Origin of the sequence: Streptomyces brevispora (assembly GCF_007829885.1) — a bacterium.
In the GTDB taxonomy this organism is placed as follows: domain Bacteria; phylum Actinomycetota; class Actinomycetes; order Streptomycetales; family Streptomycetaceae; genus Streptomyces; species Streptomyces brevispora.
In genome coordinates, this window is sequence record NZ_VIWW01000002.1 from 486,731 (window position 1) to 504,789 (window position 18,059).

Here is an 18,059-nt window from a genome sequence, read left to right on the forward strand (position 1 = left end):
GACCCGCACGGTACGGTCGAGCCACTCGACGGGGCTGACCAGTCCCGCGCGGCCGGCCCGGCAGCATCGCGTGACTCGCGCTCGGCTGGGACCTCGATGGCCTCAGGGCGGACCGGTTCGACGCTTCAGCAATCGGCGGGACACAAGCCCGGGATCTCGGATCTGCTGCGGGACGGGCCGCCGGTCGGTCCGACCCGGCGGGGTTTCTGGCGCAGCCCGCTGCGCGGGCCCTGGCTGACGTCCGTGCTCGGCGCGGTACTGCTGGTGGGCATCACGCTGATGTTCGTGACGGGACTGCTCTCGTACGCCGCGTACAACCCCGACCTCGGCGCGAACGACAAGACTCCGGACCGGGGCTGGCTGGGATTCTACCTGTTCTCCTGGCCCACGCATCCGTACTGGCTCTACCGGCTCACACAGGGCGTTCACGTCACGCTCGGCATCGTCCTGATCCCGGTGCTGCTCGCGAAGCTGTGGTCGGTGGTCCCCAAGCTGTTCTCCTGGCCCCCGGTCAAGTCGGTCAGTCACGCACTGGAGCGGCTCTCCGTACTGCTGCTCGTGGGCGGTGTGCTGTTCGAGTTCGCCACCGGAGTGCTCAACATCCAGCTGGACTACATCTTCCCCGGCTCCTTCTACCCGCTGCACTTCTACGGGGCCTGGGTCTTCATCGGCGCCTTCGTCGTCCATATCGCCTTCCGTATCCCCCTCATGGTCCGGATGCTGCGCAGCGGAGGCCTCCGCGAGGAACTGCGCAGCCCGGCGAAGGCGGGGCGGAATGACTCGGAGGACCCCACGGGTCTGGTGACCCCGAACCCCGCAGCGCCCACGATGTCGCGCCGGGGCGCGCTGGGCATGGTGGGGGCGGGCTCTCTGGCGCTGCTCGTCGTGACGGCGGGTCAGAGCATCGGAGGTGCGCTACGGCCCACCGCGCTGCTCGCGCCACGCGGACAGGACCCCGGGCCGGGCCCCAACGGGTTTCAGATCAACAAGACCGCGGCCAGCGTGGGGATCAGAGCGCGTGATGTGGGTCCGGCCTGGCGCCTCGTCGTGCGGGGGCCGGGGCGGGAGAAGATCTTCATCCGTGATCAGGTCCTGGCGCTGCCGCAGCACACTGCGGCGTTGCCGATCGCGTGTGTGGAGGGGTGGTCCACCGAGGACCAGGAGTGGAGTGGGGTGCGACTCGCGGATCTGGCGGCACTCGTCGGGTTCACGGACGCGGCGCCAGGTGTGTTCGTCCAGTCCGTTCAACGGTCGGGGTCGTTCCGTTCGACGACGTTGCGCGACAACCAGGTCAGCGATCCGCGTTCCTTGCTGGCTCTGCGGGTCAACGGGGCCGACCTGTCACCGGATCACGGATACCCGGCACGGATCATCGTTCCGGCCAACCCGGGAGTCCACAACACCAAGTGGGTCAACCGGCTGACGTTCGGAGAGAGCGTGTGAACCGCTTCCACAGTCTGTACGGGGCCTCTCCGCTGCATCTTCTGCTGGTGCTCTGCTCATTCGCCCTCACCGGCTATGCCGGGGTACGGCTGCTCAGCGGCGAGGAGCCCTGGAAGGTCGTCGTATGGTTCGTCGGCGCCGCACTCCTGCACGACTTGGTGCTGCTACCCCTGTACACGGTGACCGACCGAGCCGCCCAGACCATCCTGAGCGAGCGCCGGGAACCTGCCGCAGCAAGTGAAGCGCCCCATTCAAGACAGAGGTGGATCAACTACGTCCGGGTTCCCGTCTTCCTCTCCGGCGTGCTGCTCCTGACGTATTTTCCTCTGATCCTGCGGCGGGTGAGTGACCGATACACCCTGTACACTACGCTCTCCGCCGATGTGTTCCTCGGGCGCTGGCTGCTCATCACAGCCGTCCTCTTCGCGCTCTCCGCCGTGGCCCTGCTGAGCCGGATGGGCCGTTCCCGCCCTCCACGGCAGGTGCCGCCCGCCACCCCGACCCGGGCCGCACCGCGCGAACCGGGCAAGAGCGGACCGGACCCCGAGACATCGCCGTGAACGAACGCGAGGATCCGGTGGCATCGAGGGCCTCCTTCGCCGCCCGGCCTGCCGGTCAGGCCGGGCAGCTGTGAGCACGCGGCCGATCGGTGACTACGCCCTGCTGTCGGACTGCCGTTCGGCAGCACTGATCTCCACAGAGGGTTCCCTGGACTGGCTGTGCCTTCCCCGCTTCGACAGCCCCGCGGTCTTCGGCCGCCTGCTCGACGAGGAGGCCGGCCACTGGTCGATCCGCCCCACCGGGCCGAGCGAGGCGGTCCGTCGCTACGTGCCGGAAACTCTGGTGCTGGAAACCACCTTCCGGACCTCCACCGGCACGGTCGTCCTCCTCGACGCTCTGGCGATGGGGCACCGAGAACGCGGACACGCGCTCGGAGCATCCTCACCGGGTGTTCTGCTGCGTCAACTGACCTGCACCAGTGGCTCGGTGGCCGTGGAGACCAGTTTCGCGCCACGGCCCGAGTTCGGCCTCATCCACCCGGTGATGTCCGTGGTAACGGGAGGGATCAGCGCCTACGGAGGCAGCCAGCGCCTCATCCTGTCCGCCCCCTTCCCCCTGCGCATCGACGGTTCGACCGCACATGGTGAGACCGAGCTGCGGGCGGGCGATCGGCTCGAATTCGCCCTGTCGTCCCTCTCCGTCTGGGGCGATGAGAAGCCGGATCCGTGGCGAGGCAGACGCATCCGACGCCGGCTGGGCGACACGATCAAAGGATGGCGCTCGTGGACACAGATCCACCAGGGCTACCGCGGCCCGTGGCAGAACGAGGTCAGCCACAGCGGACGCGTGCTGCAGGCACTGACCTTCACTCCCACCGGAGCCATCGTCGCAGCAGCCACCACGTCCCTCCCGGAGAGCATCGGGGCCGACCGCAACTGGGACTACCGCTACACCTGGGTCCGTGACGCCAGCTTCACCCTCCAGGCCCTGTCCACGTCGGCCTGCGAAAAGGAGAAGGCCGCCTACTTCGCATTCCTCGCCCAGGCTGCGGCGACCCAGCTCGACCGCGGCGTCGACCTCCAGGTCATGTACGGCATCGGTGGTGAAAGAGACCTCAGCGAGCGCACCCTCACCCACCTCTCGGGCTGGCGCGGCAGCGCACCGGTGCGCGCTGGCAACGACGCGTGGCGCCAGCACCAGCTCGACGTCTACGGCGAACTCCTCGACGCAGCCCAACAGACCCACCCCCGCAGCGAATGGTTCAACCCACCCACCCGCACGTTCCTCCTCCAGGCAGCCGAGACCGCCGCCCGCCGTTGGCACGAGCCGGACCAGGGCATCTGGGAGGTACGAGGACCCAGCCGCCACTTCCTCTACTCGAAACTCATGTGCTGGGTCGCGCTCGACCGCGCCATCGACCTCGCACCCACGCTCGGGGCAACCGCCGAACACGTCACGTCCTGGCGCGACACCCGCCAAACGATCCGCACCGCCATCGAAACCCAAGGGTGGAGCCCGCGCATGGGAGCCTTCACCCAGTCGTTCGGATCAGACGAGCTCGACGCCTCAGCCCTCATGCTGCCCCTCGTCGGCTTCCTGCCCGGCGACGACCCCCGGATCCGGCCCACGGTGAAAGCGATCATGGACCGGCTGACGGACCCTCGCGGACAGGTACGCCGCTACCTCGGCGACGACTTCGCATCCGACGAGGGCGCGTTCCTGCTGTGCACCTTCTGGCTCGCCCACGCCTTGGCCCTGACCGGAGACGTCACACGCGCCCGCGAAGTCTTCGATACCGCTCTCACCTGTGCCAACGACGTCGGTCTGCTCGCCGAAGAAGCGTCCTCCACCACCGGAGAGGCCCTGGGCAACTACCCCCAGGCATTCAGCCACATCGGCCTCATCAACGCGGCACGCGCCATCCACCAAGCCGAAGACACACGCCACGATGTCACTACAGCGACCGCATCGGACCGATGATCCGTTTGTAGTCCTACGTCCTGGCAGCCTGCCTGGAAGAAGTCGTCACCGCCGCCAACACCGGCCTCAACCTCATGTCCGAGGGCCGCTACACCCTTTCCCACTCCGACCATCAAGCGGCCCGCGGCGCCCGCTCCGGCCTGGGCCTTGAGATCACCGACTCCTGGACAGGCCGCCCCCGCAAGACCAACACCCTCTCCGGAGGCGAATCCTTCTTTGCCTCCCGGTCCCTGGCTCTTGGACTGGCCGACGTCGTCACCCACGAAGCAGGCGGCAACCCCCTGGACACGCTCTTCATCGACGAAGGCTTCGGAACGCTCGACGAAGACACCCTCCACAAAGTCCTCGATGTCCTGGACTCCCTGCGCGCCCACGACCGCCCCGTTGGGGTCATCAGCAACGTCCCCGAACTACGCCGCCGCATCACCCACCGCCTTCACGTCCGCAAATCCGCCGTCACGGCCAGCGCCATGTAGACGGGCCGGTTGGCGACCTGGCCGTCCCTGACCTTCACGTTCACGCAGTCGATGAACACGACCGGGTACACGCTGTCCAGGGGGCAGTTCTGCCACTCGGCCATGCCGGCCATCACGCTGTCGGTGATCGTCGAGATGGTGGACTTGGAGACCTCCGTTCCGTAGACCTCGGCCAGATGGGCGGAGATCTCACCGTGGGTGAGGCCCTTCGCGGACAGCGACAGCACCATCTCGTCGACCCCGCCCAGACGCCGCTGGCGCTTCCTGACCAGCTGCGGCTCGAACGTACCCGCCCGATCCCGCGGCACCGTGATCTCCACCGGGCCGACCTCGGTGGCACACCGTCTTGGACCGGTGCCCGTTGCGGTAGTTCTCCCGCCCGCCCTCGGCCCGCTCACCGGGCCCGTGCCCGAGGTGGTCGGTCAGCTCGCCCTCCAAGGCGGACTCCAGCACCTTGCGGGTGAGCTCCGCCAGCAGGCCGCCCGCACCGGTCAGCTTCACCCCGCCGGCCTCGGCCCGTGCCACCAGCTCGGCAACCAGACCATCATCCACGGCATCCACGGCATCCACGGCGGCCTCCCCGGCCTCAATGTCACTCATCACGTCAGTCATCAACTGTCGCTTCCAGCTCGGGAGTTACACCGTTCACCGTACAGACCCGTGCGCTGGGCTGTTATTGCGGGGGGTTGCCGTGTTTGCGGTGGGTTGGGTCGGTGTGTTTGGTGTGGAGCATGGTGAGGGCGGCGATGAGTGTTTCGCGGGTGTGGGTGGGGTCGATGATGTCGTCGATGAGGCCGTGTTCCGCTGCGTGGTAGGGGTGCATGAGTTCGGTCTTGTATTGCTTGATGAGGTGGGCGCGGGTGGCCTCGGGGTCGTTGGAGTGGGCGATCTGTCTGCGGAAGATGATGTTGGCGGCGCCCTCGGCACCCATGACGGCGATTTCGTTGGTGGGCCAGGCATAGGTGAGGTCGGCGCCGATGGACTGGGAGTCCATGACGATGTAGGCGCCACCGTAGGCCTTGCGCAGGATGAGGGAGATTCTGGGCACGGTGGCGTTGCAGTAGGCGTACAGGAGTTTCGCGCCGTGGCGGATGATGCCGCGGTGTTCCTGGTCGATGCCGGGGAGGAAGCCGGGAACGTCCAGGAGGGTGATGACCGGGATGTTGAAGGCGTCGCACATCTGGACGAACCGTGCGGCTTTTTCGGAGGCTTCGATGTCCAGGACACCGGCGAGTGCCTGTGGCTGGTTGGCGACGATGCCGGCGACCTGGCCGTCGAGGCGGCCGAGTGCGCAGATGATGTTGCGGGCCCAGCGTTCGTGGATTTCGAGGTAGTCGCCGTCGTCGAGGATTTCCTCGATGACCTGGTGCATGTCGTAGGGGCGGTTGCCGTCGGCGGGCACCAGGTCCAGGAGGGCCTGGGAGCGGCGGGTCCGCGGGTCGGCGCACGGCAGACGGGGCGGGTACTCGCGGTTGTTCTGCGGGAGCATCGACAGGAGGTAGCGGACCTCGGCGATGCAGGTCTCCTCGTCGTCGTACGCGAAGTGCGCGACGCCGGAGGTCTCGGCGTGCACATCGGCGCCGCCGAGGCCGTTCTGGGTGATCTCCTCGCCGGTGACCGCCTTCACGACGTCCGGTCCGGTGATGAACATCTGCGAGGTCTCGCGGACCATGAAGACGAAGTCGGTGAGGGCCGGGCTGTAGGCCGCGCCGCCCGCGCACGGGCCGAGCATCACGCTGATCTGCGGGATGACACCGGAGGCCCGGGTGTTGCGCCGGAAGATCCCGCCGTAGCCGGCGAGCGCGGAGACGCCCTCCTGGATCCGGGCGCCCGCGCCGTCGTTCAGGGAGACCAGCGGGGCACCGGCCGAGAGGGCCATGTCCATGATCTTGTGGATCTTCGTGGCGTGGGCCTCGCCCAGAGCGCCGCCGAAGATCCGGAAGTCGTGCGCGTAGACGAAGACCGTCCGGCCCTCGACCGTCCCCCAGCCGGTGATCACCCCGTCGGTGTAGGGGCGCTTGTCCTCGAGTCCGAAGCCGGTCGCCCGGTGCCGGCGCAACTGTTCCACCTCGCGGAACGATCCCTCGTCCAGGAGCAGTCCGATGCGCTCCCGGGCGGTCAGCTTGCCCCTGGCGTGCTGCGCCTCGGTGGCTTTCTCGCTGGGGCCGCCGATCGCTTGTGCACGGACCGCGTGCAGTTCGCCGGTCCGCGCGTGGGCGTTGGCGGGTTCCCCGCCGGGGCCACAAGTTGTTTGCGCACGGGCCGTATGCGGTTCGGCCGTCCGCACGTGGGCGCCGGCTGTCTCAGCAGAGGCCCGAGGAGGGTTGTTCACTCCTGTCACGACACGTCCCTTCCTCTCTCAGGGTGCGGCCCGGTCGGCGCTCCACCGCAAGAGGGACCGCTGGTGCGGTGTGTGCGGGTGGGGCGTGGCGGGCACGTGATTCAGCCGGGGTGGAGGGGCCGGCTGCTAACGCCAGCTGTACGGGGAGTGGTAGACCGTGCCGGCCCGTTCCGGTTCCCACCGGGGGGCCGGGGGCGGCCGTACGTCGCTGTTCTCCTCGTCGCGTCCCGCGAGCAGTGAGCACAGCACGGCGGTGACCGCGGCCAGTTCCGCGTCGGTGGCCCGCCCGCGCTCCACCCGGAACGTGGGCGCGGTGCCGGTATCGCCCATTTTTTTCCTCCCTCGGAGTTTCGTTCACGGTCCGCCACCGGCCTACAGGAGTGCTCCGGCCCCGCTTGAGGATCGCCGGGGACCGTCCTGGGGAATGCTGCTCGTGGCGCGGGCCCGGGGGAGGGCCGGTGTGCCGGAGCGGAGGGGCCGGCGCCGAGCCTGCACCGCTCCCACCGGGGCGGCTGACGGGCGGCTGACGGGGTGTCGGGTGCGCTGCCGCGGGGAGGGCGGGTGCGTTCCGGGTGACATGCCGGTGAACGTCATGAGGTGTCCGGATCGAGCAGGAATCGAGAAGCACCGTTCACGCGGTCGCGTCTAGCCTGCTCTCCATGGACATCACCATTCACACGACGGCTCTGCCGCACGACGACCCGGACGCCTCGCTGGCCTTCTACCGCGACGTCCTCGGCTTCGAGGTCCGCAGCGATGTCGGACAGGGCAGGATGCGCTGGATCACGGTCGGTCCGGCCGGTCAGCCCGGCACGTCGATCCTTCTGGCACCGCCCGCCGCCGATCCCGGCGTCACGGAGGACGAGCGCCGTACCGTCACCGAGATGATGGCCAAGGGCACCTACGGGTGGATCCTGCTGGCCACCCCGGACCTCGACGCCACGTTCGAGAAGGTGCAGGCCGGTGACAGCGAGGTCGTCCAGGAGCCGACCGAGCAGCCCTACGGTGTCCGCGACTGCGCCTTCCGCGATCCCGCGGGCAACCTGGTCCGCATCCAGGAACTGCGCTGAGCCATGCGGGCAGCGGTGCGGCCGCGCGGGCGGCGTCACGACCGCCCATGAGACGCACCGGGCACACCGCACCGGGCACACCGCACCGGCCACACCGCACCGGGCACACCGCACCGGGCACACCGCACCGGCCACACCGCACCGGCCACACCGGACCGGCCACACCGGACCGGTCACTCCGGGCCGGGCACTTCGGGCCGGGCACTTCGGGCCGGTCACTCCGGGGCGGGCACTCCGGGCCGGGCACTCCGGGCCGGGTCCGGTGGCCCGGTCCGTGCCCCCGGGTGTCGGGGCACCCGGCCTCGGCGGGGCGCCCCCCGGCACCCGGGGGCGCGGACGGCATGGGAAGACGAACGACGAGGGGGAGGGTTCTCATGTGCAAGCCCGAATGGCGGCGTGCACGCGTCCAGGCGCAGCGCCTGGACGATCTCGCGCGGCTGCGCCGGGTCCGTGACCGGATCGACAGGGAGTACGCGCAGCCGCTGAACGTGGAGGCGCTCGCTCGTGATGCGCACATGTCCGCCGGGCACCTCGGGCGGCAGTTCCGGGCCGCCTACGGTGAGGCGCCGTACGGGTATCTGATGACGCGTCGCATCGAGCGGGCGACGGCGCTGCTGCGGCGGGGCGACATCAGCGTCACCGAGGTCTGCCTCGCGGTCGGCTGCGCGTCGCTGGGCACGTTCACCACCCGCTTCACCGAGCTGGTCGGTATGCCTCCGGGGGCCTTCCGGCGCCAGGCCGCGGAAGCGGCGTCCGGCCCTGCCGGTGCCGATAACGCGGTCACGGTCGGTGACGCGGGACCGGCGATCACGGTGGAGGGGATGCCCGCGTGCGTGGCCAGGCAAGTGGCGGGGCCGGTCAGGATTCGAGAAGCTCCGGCCACCGCCCGGCGCCTAGCATGACGGACATGGCAACCACCGCTTCCACCGCAGTCCACACGGTTCTCGCGTCCGTCACCCTCGAGGTGGCCGACCTCGAGGCCGCCCGCCGCTTCTACGACGCCTTCGGCGTGAACACGTACATTCGCCTGCGGGCGTCCGAGGCGCACTCGACCGGGTTCCGCGGCTTCACCCTGGCACTCACGGTGTCCGGGCCGGCGACCGTCGACGGCTTCGTCGCCGCCGCCGTGGACGCCGGCGCCACGGTGCTGAAGCCCGCCACGAAGTCGCTGTGGGGTTACGGCGGCGTGGTCCAGGCCCCGGACGGGACGATCTGGAAGATCGCGACGTCGGCGAAGAAGGACACCGGCCCCGCCACCCGTGAGATCGACGAGTTCGTCCTGCTGCTCGGTGTCGAGGACGTGAAGGCGACCAAGCAGTTCTACGTCGACCGGGGCCTGGCCGTGGCCAAGAGCTTCGGCGGCAAGTACGCCGAGTTCGCCTCCGGTCCGTCCAGCCCTGTCAAGCTGGCGCTGTACAAGCACCGCGCGCTGGCCAAGGACCTCGGTGTTCCCGCCGACGGCACCGGCTCGCACCGTATCGTCCTCGGCGGCACCGTCGACGCCTTCACCGACCCGGACGGCTTCGCCTGGGAGACCGTCGCGCCGCCTTCCCCCGCACAGTCCTGACGTCCGGTCCGGCACTCCCGAACCGCCCTGTCTCACTCTTTTGCACGAGAGGAAACCTGCTATGCCGTCGACGAAGTCACCCGCCAAGAATTCCGGCACGTCCGCCGAGAAGTACGACGGATTCACCGCCGAAGAGCGGGCCGCGATGAAGGATCACGCACGCGACCAGAAGAAGACGGCGGCGCGGCGTGGTTCGTCCCGGGCGGAGAAGGAGGCCGCGGCGGAGCAGGACGTCCTCGCGAAGATCGCCGAGATGCCGGAATCGGACCGGGTCCTCGCCGAGCGGATCCACGAGATCGTCAGGGCCGCCGCTCCCGGCCTCGCACCCAAGCTCTGGTACGGGATGCCCGCGTACGCCAGGGACGGCAAGGTCGTCTGCCACTTCCAGAGCGCGGAGAAGTTCAAGTCGCGCTACGCCACGCTCGGCTTCAGCGACCAGGCGGCCCTCGACGAGGGCGCGATGTGGCCGACCGCCTATGCACTGAAGGAGCTGACCGCGGCCGACGAAAAGGTCATCAGCGCCCTCGTGAAGAAAGCAGGGGCCTGAGGCCGGCCGGGACACCCCGGCCGGAAGTCCCGGGCCGGGCCGTCTGTCCGCGCGGGGCTGTTCGTCCAGCTCCGGCCGCTTGTCCGTGCCGGGCCGGATGTTCCGAACACCGCTACTCCGTTCGGGTGTTGTCGCGTGTCGTGCTCTACGTCGGGCAGGGCCCGACTCCACGTTGCCGCGGTGATCGCCGAGGATGTTCCACGGGGACGGAGGGTGACCTTCCCCGGTCCCGGAGGCCGCCGGCCGTGTCGGCGGGGGAGCGGGTTCCTCACCCCCTGTGCCCGATGGCGGTGCGCAGCCGTGACACGCGCGCAGGTGCGTGTACGGGATCGGGCCGTGGCTGAGCTTCCTGGCCGTGGGGGGCCGGGGCCGGCCGCGGGCGGTGCCCGCCGACGCGGACGTGTTCGGGTGTGCGAGTTCTGGCGGACAGCGGACAGCGGACAGCGGACAGCGGATGGCGGTTGGCGGGGGGCGGTTGGCGGGGGCGGTTCCGGCCGGTCCGCGGCGGGCGGCGCCCGGGGCGCTTCAGGGGGATCCGGTGATGCAGGACAGGCTTCTGCGGCGGGGACGGCACGCCGCCACGCAGTGGTCGGTCCGGTGGAGGTGCGGGAGGTCCGTGTGCCGGCCCGGTGCGGCCGGTGAGGGGCGTTGGGGCCGCCCCGGCGGTAGCGCACGCCGCTCCACGGGTTGCCCTCACCTGAGCTGCCGGGCCTGCGGCCCGACCGGTCCCGGCGCCGGCCGTGCCACCCGCACCGTCGTGTTTCACCGGCTCGCATCCGGCCGTATCCGGCTCTCGGCCACGGCACCGGCAGGCGCCCGTACGTGCACGTGTCCCGCAGGACGTGGGCGCGGACCCGTCCGGGAGAAAGCACCCCCGGCCGCTTTTCCTCATTCTTTTCCGCCCATGCATTTCCGGGGGAAAAGCACAAGTGAACATCTCACGAGTGTTCTTCGAGTTGTGCGCGACGTCGCCGCGCGATCCTTCTGTCTGGATCGAGACGTAGTGAGGTGCGTATGGACAACGCAGCAGAAAGGGCGATCGAGTGCATTCGGGAGCGTTACGGCGAGCCGCTGACTCTCACGGAGATCGCCGAAAGTGCTCTGCTCAGCCGCTTCTATTTCGCGCGGCTGTTCAAGGAGGAGACCGGGATCACTCCCGGGAGATTCCTGGCAGCGATCCGCATTCACGAGGCCAAGCGGCTCATCAAGCACACCTCGATGAGCATCATCGATATCTCCTACGCGGTCGGCTACAACAGCCTGGGGTCGTTCACCAACTCCTTCACGTCCGGTGTCGGGGTCTCCCCGAGCCGTTACCGGCGGCTGTCGCGGGACGGCGGGGACGGGCTGCCGGGACCCGAGCCCGATCTCCGTGCCGGGTACGGCACGATCGCGGGCACCATCAGTCTCCCGGCCGGCCACGGCAACGCGCGCGTGTTCCTCGGGGCCTTCGGCACCCCCGTGGTCCAGCACCCGTCCGTCGCCTCGGCCGTCGTCGACGTACCGGCCGGCCGGCCGTCCTGCTACGTGCTCCAGAACGTTCCCGAGGGGGAGTGGCACCTGCTCGCGGTGGCGGCCGCCGACGGCATCGGGCCCGAGGCCCGCACCCGGCGGACCGCCCTCGTCGCGGGGCGCGGCCCGGCGACCGTGCCCGTCACCGCCGGCGTGATCGTGAGCGCCGCAGTACGGCTGCGGCCCGTACGGGCCACCGATCCGCCGGTCCTGCTGGCGTTGCCCGAACTCGTCCCGCCGGCCGAGGTCGTCTCCCACCCCGGCTGCGTCTCCCTCGGCCCGCAGGCCGAGCCGGTGGCCGGGGGGCGCCGGGACGCGGGCCACCTCAAGGTGGCGTCCGCGGCGCCGGAGCCGGCCCCCGTGGCGTAGACCGCCCCGGGCCCTGCCCGCCGGGCGGCCCTGGCCGGGCAGGTCACGGAGCCACGTCCTGCTTGGCCTTGAGCTGCTCGGCGAGCAGGTGCCACTCGCGGCCGATGCGCTCGGCGATCGGGGCGATGACACCGGCCCAGTGCGCCGGGACGGCGTCGACCAGGTCGCTCCGCTCCTCGTTCGGGTCGGTGACGTGCGCCTGCATCCAGCGCAGGAATTCCCGGCCGCCCGCCGTGTACCGGATGGCCGGGTCTCTGGCCATCTTCGCCGCGACCGCCGCCCACGCGGGCGGCGTCTCGCTGTGGTTCCTGCGCTGCGGTGCGGTGTCGGCGCCGGCCGCCACCCGCAGCGGGCCCTGGGAGGCGCCGCCCGCCGCCGGAGCCGTACGCGCCGGCTCCTCGGGGCGGCCCACGGACGGTACGGACCGCAGGGCCTGGAGCGGCCGGACGGCCGGCAGCGGCTGCACCGGGTACGCGGGCGGTGCGAACGGACCGGGGTACGTGAACGGGGCGGGGTGCATGAACGGAACGGGCTGCGCCGGGTGCCCGGGGCGGCCGAACGGGCCCTGCCGGCCGGTGCGGTCCTGCGGTACGGTCGCGGCGGCGTCCTCCCGTGCGGCGGCCGTGCGGCGGCTGTCCCGCTCCGGGCCCTCGCCGCGCCGCAGCCGCGCGCTCACGTCGTGGACGGTGCCGAGCGACACGTCGGTCTCGCGGGCGACCTGCCGCAGCGGTGCGCTCGGGTGCGCGGCGATGTACTCGGCGGCCCGCCGCCGGCCCTCGCCCGCGTCCACCGGACGCCTGCGGCCGTCCCGGCCGACGCGTTTGCCGTCGAGCGGTGTCGCCTCTGCCGTGCGGTCGCGCAGCGAGGCGATCGTCTTCGCGCTCAGACCGGTGATGCCCGCGATGGCCCGGTCGGACCAGTCGGGGTGGGAGATCAGGACGCGCTGGGCACCGGACACGCGGTCCGCCTTCGACAGCGGCAGACCGTGTGACCCGTTCGCCTTCATGGCGATGACGAGCGCCTCGGAGTTCGAGCAGTCGAGGAAGCGCGCCTTGATGGTGGCATCGCCCCGGAGCCGCGCGGCCTCAAGCCGGTGCAGACCGTCGATGATGCGATATCCGTCCATCCTGACGAGAATGGGCGGGAGTTCCTCAGTTTCCGCGGCGTCGACGAGCAGCTGGATATGGGCGGCGTCCGTGCCGCCCTGGCGCAGGGACACCCCGGCCGACAGAGCGCTGACGGGAACGTCGCGCGCAGGCAGTTTTCCGAAGTTCCTCATATCGAATTCGCTGCGTCCCGAAGACTCGGCGAGCTCCGTCCTGACGGAGCTGAATGCACTCGATATCAAGACGGCTTGCGCATTGCTGTGAGACATTCCGTTTCTCCCTCTCTGCTGCCGCTGTTCAGAGAGTCGCAGGGCAGTCTTCAGCCGCAGTCGAGGGAAGGTGGACGCTTCCTGGACGCACGGCACCGCAGACGCCCGCCGGGTGCCCGTCCCGAAGGCCGCGGGCAAGCCCCTCGCCCGACGGTGCGACAGGCGAAGGGAATCTGTTACGGCCAGGCCATGGCCGGATCATTTTCCGGCGCTCTCAGGGGACCGGTCCGTGACACGCATGGCAGGCACCGCACGAGGAGGGGTCGGGCGGGGCATCGCGAGGTGCATCGCGTTCCGGTGCGATCGCGGGCTGCTTCACTCCGCGGCCGGATGCCTGACGCCGTGTGAGGCCTGCACTGGGCGCCGCAGCAGGCGGCGTGCCGCGCGGGCCCGGCCGTCCGGCGACTGTGCGGGAAACGCGGGGCCCCGCAGCCCGGCGTGCTCGTGGTTCACACACCGGTCCTGGTCGTCTGCCCGGCGGTGGTCCGGGGGCGGCCCCGGGTACCGTCCCACCACCCGGCGCGCACCACCCGGCGCGCACCACCCGGCGCGCACCGCCCGGCGCGCACCGCCCGGTGTGCATCGCCCGGATCCGCTCGCCGGGTGCGGTATCGGACCGCTCGTGTGCGGTGCGGGCCTTGCGGCCGGCCTGCCACGTGCAGAGGCTGGAGCGGGCCATCTCCCGCACGGCCGCAGCCGCTTCACGCCCCGGGCGCGGTGGTGGTCCTCACGGGACCGGATAGCGGGTGACCAGGCCGTCTCCGGTGCGAACGGCTCTGCCGCCCTGCGCGGGGTGCCGTGCCCGGTTCCCGGTTCTCCTTGCGCACCGCCGCCGGTTCCCGGCGCAGGGCCTTGTTCTCGGCCCGAGGCCCCCTCGGCCGCCGGCGGGGGAATCCCCTCCGCTCTTCTCCGTGCTCGCCCTCTTCGTGCCGCCCCCGCCGTGCTCGCCCTCTTCGTGCCGCCCCCGTCGTGGCGGGCCCGCTCGGCCCGGAACCAGTTGCGCAGCGTCTCCCGGCTGAGCGCCGGATCCTTGCCGGTGTCCTCGAAGGTGTGGCCCGGGTCCGACGGGCACGGTGCGACCGTGTTCGTCTCGGCCCCGGGCGAGTGGGTGGACTGTCATCGCCACGGAAGACCCCCCGGCCCGGCCCCTGCCGGGCTCAGCGGTGTCCGCCTCCCGGGGCCAGGCGCCGGGAGGCGGACACCGCTGGTGGGTCAGGTCCTTGAGGTGTCACCGCTCGGGGGCAGGTCCCCTCCGGCGGTCACCGCTCCCCGGACGGTGCCCCGGACCGGCCCCGTCCGCGGACACGGTCCTGGCGCCTGCGGAGCCGTCCACCGCGCCTTCACCGGCAGCTTCGCGGGCACCGCCCACCGAACAGCACCTCTGACCAGGCGTTCTGACGAGCCGTCACCGGCCGTACCCCTTCGTTGCGCAGGGATGCCCCGCCCGGTCGGCGGACACCTGTGGTGGGCGGGGAGGTCAGGCGTCCCTGCGGCGCAGCAGTACCGCGGCGACGGCCAGCAGCACGGCCGTCCACAGGGCGAGGACTCCGATTCCCTGCCAGGGCCCCAGCACGTCGCCGGTACGCGCCTGCTGCTGGGTCATCATGGTGCCGGCCGCGGTGGGCAGGTAGGCGTAGACATACGTGCCGATCTTGCCGGGCAGCATCGCGGCCACCGGTGTGAGCACCAGGACGAAGCCGATGACACCGGTGATGCTCGCTGCCGTGTGCCGGACGATCGCGCCGACGGCGAGCGCGAACAGACCGAGCAGGGCCAGATAGAGGCCGGTGCCGGCGACGGCCCGCAGGACGCCCGGGTCGCCGAGCGCGACCGGTGCCTTCTCCTTCAGGAGCGGCGCGCCGATGAAGAACGAACCGAACGCGGTCACCTCGCCGACGACGAGGACCAGGAGACCGAAGACGGCGCCCTTGGCCGCCAGGACCGGGACACGCTTCGGGACGGCGAGCAGGCTCGCGCGGATCATGCCCGTGGAGTACTCCGAGGCGATGACCATCACGCCGAGCACACAGACCGCGAGCTGGCTGAGCAGGATGCCGCTGCCCAGGATCGTGCCGGTCGGGTCCATCCGCATCTCGGCCTGCTGGGATGGTTCGCTCTTGTCCCAGTTCGAGACGCCCATCTGCATGAACAGCGCGGTGAAGATCAGGGTCACCACGACCAGGATGGCCAGCGACCAGACCGTGGAGCGCACCGAGCGGATCTTCGTCCACTCCGAGAGCATCAGCCGTCGGAAGCTCAGCCTGTGCTGCGTGTCGGCGGCGGACGCCGGGGCGGGGGTGGTCAGGGTGCTCACTTCGCGCCTCCGGTGGTGGGCACGGCGGCGTCGTACTCGACGGCGTCCTTGGTCAGTTCCATGAAGGCCTCCTCCAGCGAGCCGCGGCTGGTGGAGAGCTCGTGCAGAGCCAGGTTGCCGGCGGCGGCGAGTTCGGAGATGCGCGGGGCGTCGAGCCCGACGACGGCCAGGCCGTCCTCGGTCTCGGTGACCGTGGCGCCCTGCGCCCTGAGCAGCCCGGCGAGCTTCTCCTGCTCCGGAGTCCTCACCAGGACCGACTGCTTGGTGCTGCGCTCGATGAACTCCGCGGTCGAGCAGTCGGCGACCAGCTGACCGCGGCCGATGACGATGAGGTGGTCGGCGGTCACGGCCATCTCGTTCATCAGGTGGCTGGAGACGAAGACGGCACGGCCCTCGGCCGCCAGCGACTTCATCAGATTGCGGATCCAGAGGATGCCCTCCGGGTCCAGGCCGTTGACCGGCTCGTCCAGGATCAGTGCCGCCGGGTCGCCGAGCAGCGCGGCGGCGATACCGAGCCGCTGGCTCATGCCGAGGGAGAAGCCGCCCGCGCGCTTGCGCATCACCGACCCGAGGCCGACCTGCTCGATCACCTCCTGGACCCGGCGCTTGCCGAAGCCCTGGGTCTGCGCGAGGCAGAGCAGGTGGTCGTAGGCGCTGCGGCCGGTGTGCACGGCACGCGCCTCCAGGAGAGCGCCGACCACCCGCATCGGCTGCGCGAGGTCACGGTAGGCCACACCGTTGATGGTGGCCCGGCCCGCGTCGGGCCGGTCCAGGCCCAGGAGCAGCCTCATCGTGGTGGACTTGCCCGCCCCGTTGGGGCCCAGGAATCCGGTGACCCGGCCGGCCTCGACCGTGAACGACAAGTCGTTCACGGCGGTCTTGCCGCCGTAGCGTTTCGTGATGTTCTTCGCCTCGATCATGGTCACCTCAGGTGAAGGGGCTGCGAGAGATATCGGGAGACAGAAAGATCCCGCCCCAGTGGTACCAGGACCGGCATTCCGTTCAGTAGCTCTCCGCCCGGATCCGAGGTTGAACACGGGCCATGGATTCACACCCCGCCGACATTTTTGACGGCAGGCCGTCACCCGGGGACGGTTGGTTCATCTGCTTCTTTTCCTCAGTCGAACCCGGAACCCCCCAAAGGCGGTCATGAATTCAACCCCGAATGACCCGGCAAAAGCGCCCCGGCGGCCCGTCATCGGGATCGTCGCGCGGACCGCGCCGGTCACACTCCAGGGCTCCGGCCTGGTCGTCAGCCTCGCACTCCAGGCCCACATCGCCTACCTCCACGAGGCCGGCTGCGCCCCGCTGCTCCTGCCGCTGCTGCCCGGCGCCGAGGAACTCCTGGACCGGGTCGACGGGCTCCTCGTCCCGGGCGGGCCGGACATCGATCCGGCGCTGTACGGTGAGGCCGCGCACCCGGTCACCCGGGCCATGACCCCGGACGCCGACCGCCTCGAACTGGCCCTGCTCGGGGCGGCACTCGACGCCGGACTGCCCGTCCTGGCCATCTGCCGCGGCATGCAACTGCTCAACGTGCTGCACGGAGGCTCCCTCCAGCAGCATCTTCCGGACACCACCGGTCACGACGGCCACCGTCCTGACACACCGTCCTTCACCCTGGGACGCCACCCGCTCGACCTCGTGGCCGGCAGCCGTATCGCCGGCGTCCTCGACGAGGACGAGCCGGAGTCGGCCTGCCACCACCACCAGGCGGTGGAGCGGCTCGGTGACGGCCTCACCGTCACCGCACGGGCGGCGGACGGGACCGTCGAGGCGGTCGAGGTGACGGACCACCCCTTTGCCGTCGGGGTGCAGTGGGAAGCCGGACACACGGCCGACCGGCGACTGCACCACGCATTCGCCGGGGCCGCCGGAGCCACGCAGGGAAACAGTTGTCTGCCGGAATTCAGCACCACTTGAGAAAGAACAGCCCCTGAGGGCAAGCTGCTTTCCGGTCCCTATCAGAAGGAGAATTACAGATGTCGCCGCGCATGCCTAACCCGTCGCTGGTCGTCCCCGATGTTCTGCCCCCCATGCGGGCCCTGGTCAAGGCCATCAACAGTGTCGGTGTGCCGTTGCAGACGCTCGTTCTCATCCACCTGAGGGTGAGCCAGATCAACGGCCGTCCGGTCCAGATTCCCGTGAAGAAGCGCGAGTTCGAGGAGGCGGGGGAGGAGGACTTCCGTCTGCCGCTGGTGGAGACCTGGAGGGAGCAGACCTGCTTCACCGACGCCGAGCGTTCGCTGCTCGCGCTGGCCGAGGCCGCCACCCGGATCAGCGATGTGCGGGACCCGGTCTCGGACGAGGTCTGGGACGAGGCCGCCACGCACTGGGACGAGAAGCAACTCGGCGCCGTGGTGCTCCACATCGGTCTGGTGAACCTCTGGAACCGCGTCAACGTCGCCACGAAGCAGCAGCCGGTCGACTGGCGTGTGAACCCCAAGGAGTGGACCCCGATGACCACGCGGCTCGCCGCGACGAAGTAATGGCCCGACCGCCCCGCACAGCACGAAGGCCCTGGTCGGTGGGGTTCTCCACCGACCAGGGCCTTCGTGCTGTGC

15 protein-coding genes and 2 pseudogenes are annotated in these 18,059 nt (G+C 70.4%); 11 read left to right on the forward strand and 6 right to left on the reverse strand.

Going from position 1 to position 18,059, the window contains the following annotated elements:
* Positions 1-96 precede the first annotated feature (96 nt).
* From FHX80_RS31670 to FHX80_RS31685, 4 genes and pseudogenes are all read left to right on the forward strand, one after another.
* Positions 97-1,443: a molybdopterin-dependent oxidoreductase gene (locus FHX80_RS31670; RefSeq protein WP_145768147.1), complete on the forward strand. Its 1,347-nt coding sequence runs from the start codon at positions 97-99 to the stop codon at positions 1,441-1,443.
* The gene (locus FHX80_RS31675) at positions 1,440-2,003 is read left to right on the forward strand and encodes a hypothetical protein (protein WP_244318711.1); all 564 of its coding nucleotides are present in this window, start codon (positions 1,440-1,442) and stop codon (positions 2,001-2,003) included. Before FHX80_RS31670 ends, FHX80_RS31675 begins: the two co-directional genes overlap by 4 nt.
* A gap of 70 nt (positions 2,004-2,073) precedes the next feature.
* Positions 2,074-3,924: a glycoside hydrolase family 15 protein gene (locus tag FHX80_RS31680; protein ID WP_145767921.1), complete on the forward strand. Its 1,851-nt coding sequence runs from the start codon at positions 2,074-2,076 to the stop codon at positions 3,922-3,924.
* An 11-nt stretch (positions 3,925-3,935) separates the two neighbouring features.
* A pseudogene (locus tag FHX80_RS31685) lies at positions 3,936-4,400 on the forward strand (SbcC/MukB-like Walker B domain-containing protein); the annotation flags it as partial.
* Here FHX80_RS31685 and FHX80_RS31690 read toward each other — a convergent pair.
* From FHX80_RS31690 to FHX80_RS31700, 3 genes and pseudogenes are all read right to left on the reverse strand, one after another.
* Positions 4,373-5,012 (reverse strand): annotated as a pseudogene (locus tag FHX80_RS31690) (IS256 family transposase); the annotation flags it as partial. The pseudogenes FHX80_RS31685 and FHX80_RS31690 overlap by 28 nt on opposite strands.
* Positions 5,013-5,073: 61 nt before the next feature.
* Positions 5,074-6,597: an acyl-CoA carboxylase subunit beta gene (locus FHX80_RS31695; RefSeq protein WP_411977561.1), complete on the reverse strand. Its 1,524-nt coding sequence runs from the start codon at positions 6,595-6,597 to the stop codon at positions 5,074-5,076.
* A 270-nt stretch (positions 6,598-6,867) separates the two neighbouring features.
* On the reverse strand, positions 6,868-7,071 hold the full coding sequence (locus FHX80_RS31700; protein ID WP_145767922.1) for an acyl-CoA carboxylase subunit epsilon: 204 nt from the start codon (positions 7,069-7,071) through the stop codon (positions 6,868-6,870).
* Positions 7,072-7,400: 329 nt separating this feature from the next.
* Here FHX80_RS31700 and FHX80_RS31705 point away from each other — a divergent pair, with 329 nt between their 5' ends.
* The 5 genes from FHX80_RS31705 (at position 7,401) to FHX80_RS31725 (ending at position 11,806) form a co-directional block, all read left to right on the forward strand.
* On the forward strand, positions 7,401-7,811 hold the full coding sequence (locus tag FHX80_RS31705) for a VOC family protein (RefSeq protein ID WP_145767923.1): 411 nt from the start codon (positions 7,401-7,403) through the stop codon (positions 7,809-7,811).
* A gap of 374 nt (positions 7,812-8,185) precedes the next feature.
* On the forward strand, positions 8,186-8,713 hold the full coding sequence (locus tag FHX80_RS31710; RefSeq protein ID WP_145767924.1) for a helix-turn-helix transcriptional regulator: 528 nt from the start codon (positions 8,186-8,188) through the stop codon (positions 8,711-8,713).
* Positions 8,710-9,378 carry a VOC family protein gene (locus FHX80_RS31715; RefSeq protein WP_167523780.1) on the forward strand — a complete coding sequence of 223 codons (669 nt, stop codon included), beginning with the start codon at positions 8,710-8,712 and terminating at the stop codon, positions 9,376-9,378. The genes FHX80_RS31710 and FHX80_RS31715 overlap by 4 nt, the downstream gene beginning before the upstream one ends.
* A gap of 61 nt (positions 9,379-9,439) precedes the next feature.
* Positions 9,440-9,925, forward strand: a complete 486-nt coding sequence (locus FHX80_RS31720; protein ID WP_145767926.1) for an iron chaperone — start codon at positions 9,440-9,442, stop codon at positions 9,923-9,925.
* Positions 9,926-10,939: 1,014 nt separating this feature from the next.
* The gene (locus FHX80_RS31725) at positions 10,940-11,806 is read left to right on the forward strand and encodes a helix-turn-helix domain-containing protein (RefSeq protein WP_145767927.1); all 867 of its coding nucleotides are present in this window, start codon (positions 10,940-10,942) and stop codon (positions 11,804-11,806) included.
* A 43-nt stretch (positions 11,807-11,849) separates the two neighbouring features.
* Here FHX80_RS31725 and FHX80_RS31730 read toward each other — a convergent pair whose 3' ends face one another.
* From FHX80_RS31730 to FHX80_RS31740, 3 genes are all read right to left on the reverse strand, one after another.
* Positions 11,850-13,085, reverse strand: coding sequence for a ParB/RepB/Spo0J family partition protein (locus FHX80_RS31730; RefSeq protein ID WP_244318712.1), 1,236 nt, complete (start codon positions 13,083-13,085; stop codon positions 11,850-11,852).
* 1,573 nt (positions 13,086-14,658) lie between these two features.
* A complete protein-coding gene (locus FHX80_RS31735) occupies positions 14,659-15,495 on the reverse strand; it encodes an ABC transporter permease subunit (protein WP_208764840.1) in 837 nt (278 codons plus the stop codon).
* Positions 15,492-16,415: an ABC transporter ATP-binding protein gene (locus FHX80_RS31740; RefSeq protein WP_145767929.1), complete on the reverse strand. Its 924-nt coding sequence runs from the start codon at positions 16,413-16,415 to the stop codon at positions 15,492-15,494. Before FHX80_RS31740 ends, FHX80_RS31735 begins: the two co-directional genes overlap by 4 nt.
* 229 nt (positions 16,416-16,644) lie before the next feature.
* Between FHX80_RS31740 and FHX80_RS31745 the strand changes: the two genes are divergently transcribed.
* Both FHX80_RS31745 and FHX80_RS31750 read left to right on the forward strand, forming a co-directional pair.
* Positions 16,645-17,418 (forward strand): gamma-glutamyl-gamma-aminobutyrate hydrolase family protein, encoded by a 774-nt coding sequence (locus tag FHX80_RS31745; protein ID WP_145767930.1) that lies wholly within the window; start codon positions 16,645-16,647, stop codon positions 17,416-17,418.
* Positions 17,419-17,477: 59 nt separating this feature from the next.
* Complete coding sequence (locus FHX80_RS31750) at positions 17,478-17,984, forward strand: carboxymuconolactone decarboxylase family protein (protein WP_145767931.1); 507 nt, start codon at positions 17,478-17,480, stop codon at positions 17,982-17,984.
* The last annotated feature ends 75 nt before the right edge of the window (positions 17,985-18,059 follow it).

Coding starts and splice junctions, on each gene's coding strand:
- FHX80_RS31670 (WP_145768147.1), top strand. CDS start 97: ATGGCCTCAGGGCGGACCGGTTCGACGCTTCAGCAATCGGCGGGACAC.
- FHX80_RS31700 (WP_145767922.1), bottom strand. CDS start 7,071: ATGGGCGATACCGGCACCGCGCCCACGTTCCGGGTGGAGCGCGGGCGG.
- FHX80_RS31705 (WP_145767923.1), top strand. CDS start 7,401: ATGGACATCACCATTCACACGACGGCTCTGCCGCACGACGACCCGGAC.
- FHX80_RS31710 (WP_145767924.1), top strand. CDS start 8,186: ATGTGCAAGCCCGAATGGCGGCGTGCACGCGTCCAGGCGCAGCGCCTG.
- FHX80_RS31715 (WP_167523780.1), top strand. CDS start 8,710: ATGACGGACATGGCAACCACCGCTTCCACCGCAGTCCACACGGTTCTC.
- FHX80_RS31720 (WP_145767926.1), top strand. CDS start 9,440: ATGCCGTCGACGAAGTCACCCGCCAAGAATTCCGGCACGTCCGCCGAG.
- FHX80_RS31725 (WP_145767927.1), top strand. CDS start 10,940: ATGGACAACGCAGCAGAAAGGGCGATCGAGTGCATTCGGGAGCGTTAC.
- FHX80_RS31730 (WP_244318712.1), bottom strand. CDS start 13,085: ATGAGGAACTTCGGAAAACTGCCTGCGCGCGACGTTCCCGTCAGCGCT.
- FHX80_RS31740 (WP_145767929.1), bottom strand. CDS start 16,415: ATGATCGAGGCGAAGAACATCACGAAACGCTACGGCGGCAAGACCGCC.
- FHX80_RS31745 (WP_145767930.1), top strand. CDS start 16,645: ATGAATTCAACCCCGAATGACCCGGCAAAAGCGCCCCGGCGGCCCGTC.
- FHX80_RS31750 (WP_145767931.1), top strand. CDS start 17,478: ATGTCGCCGCGCATGCCTAACCCGTCGCTGGTCGTCCCCGATGTTCTG.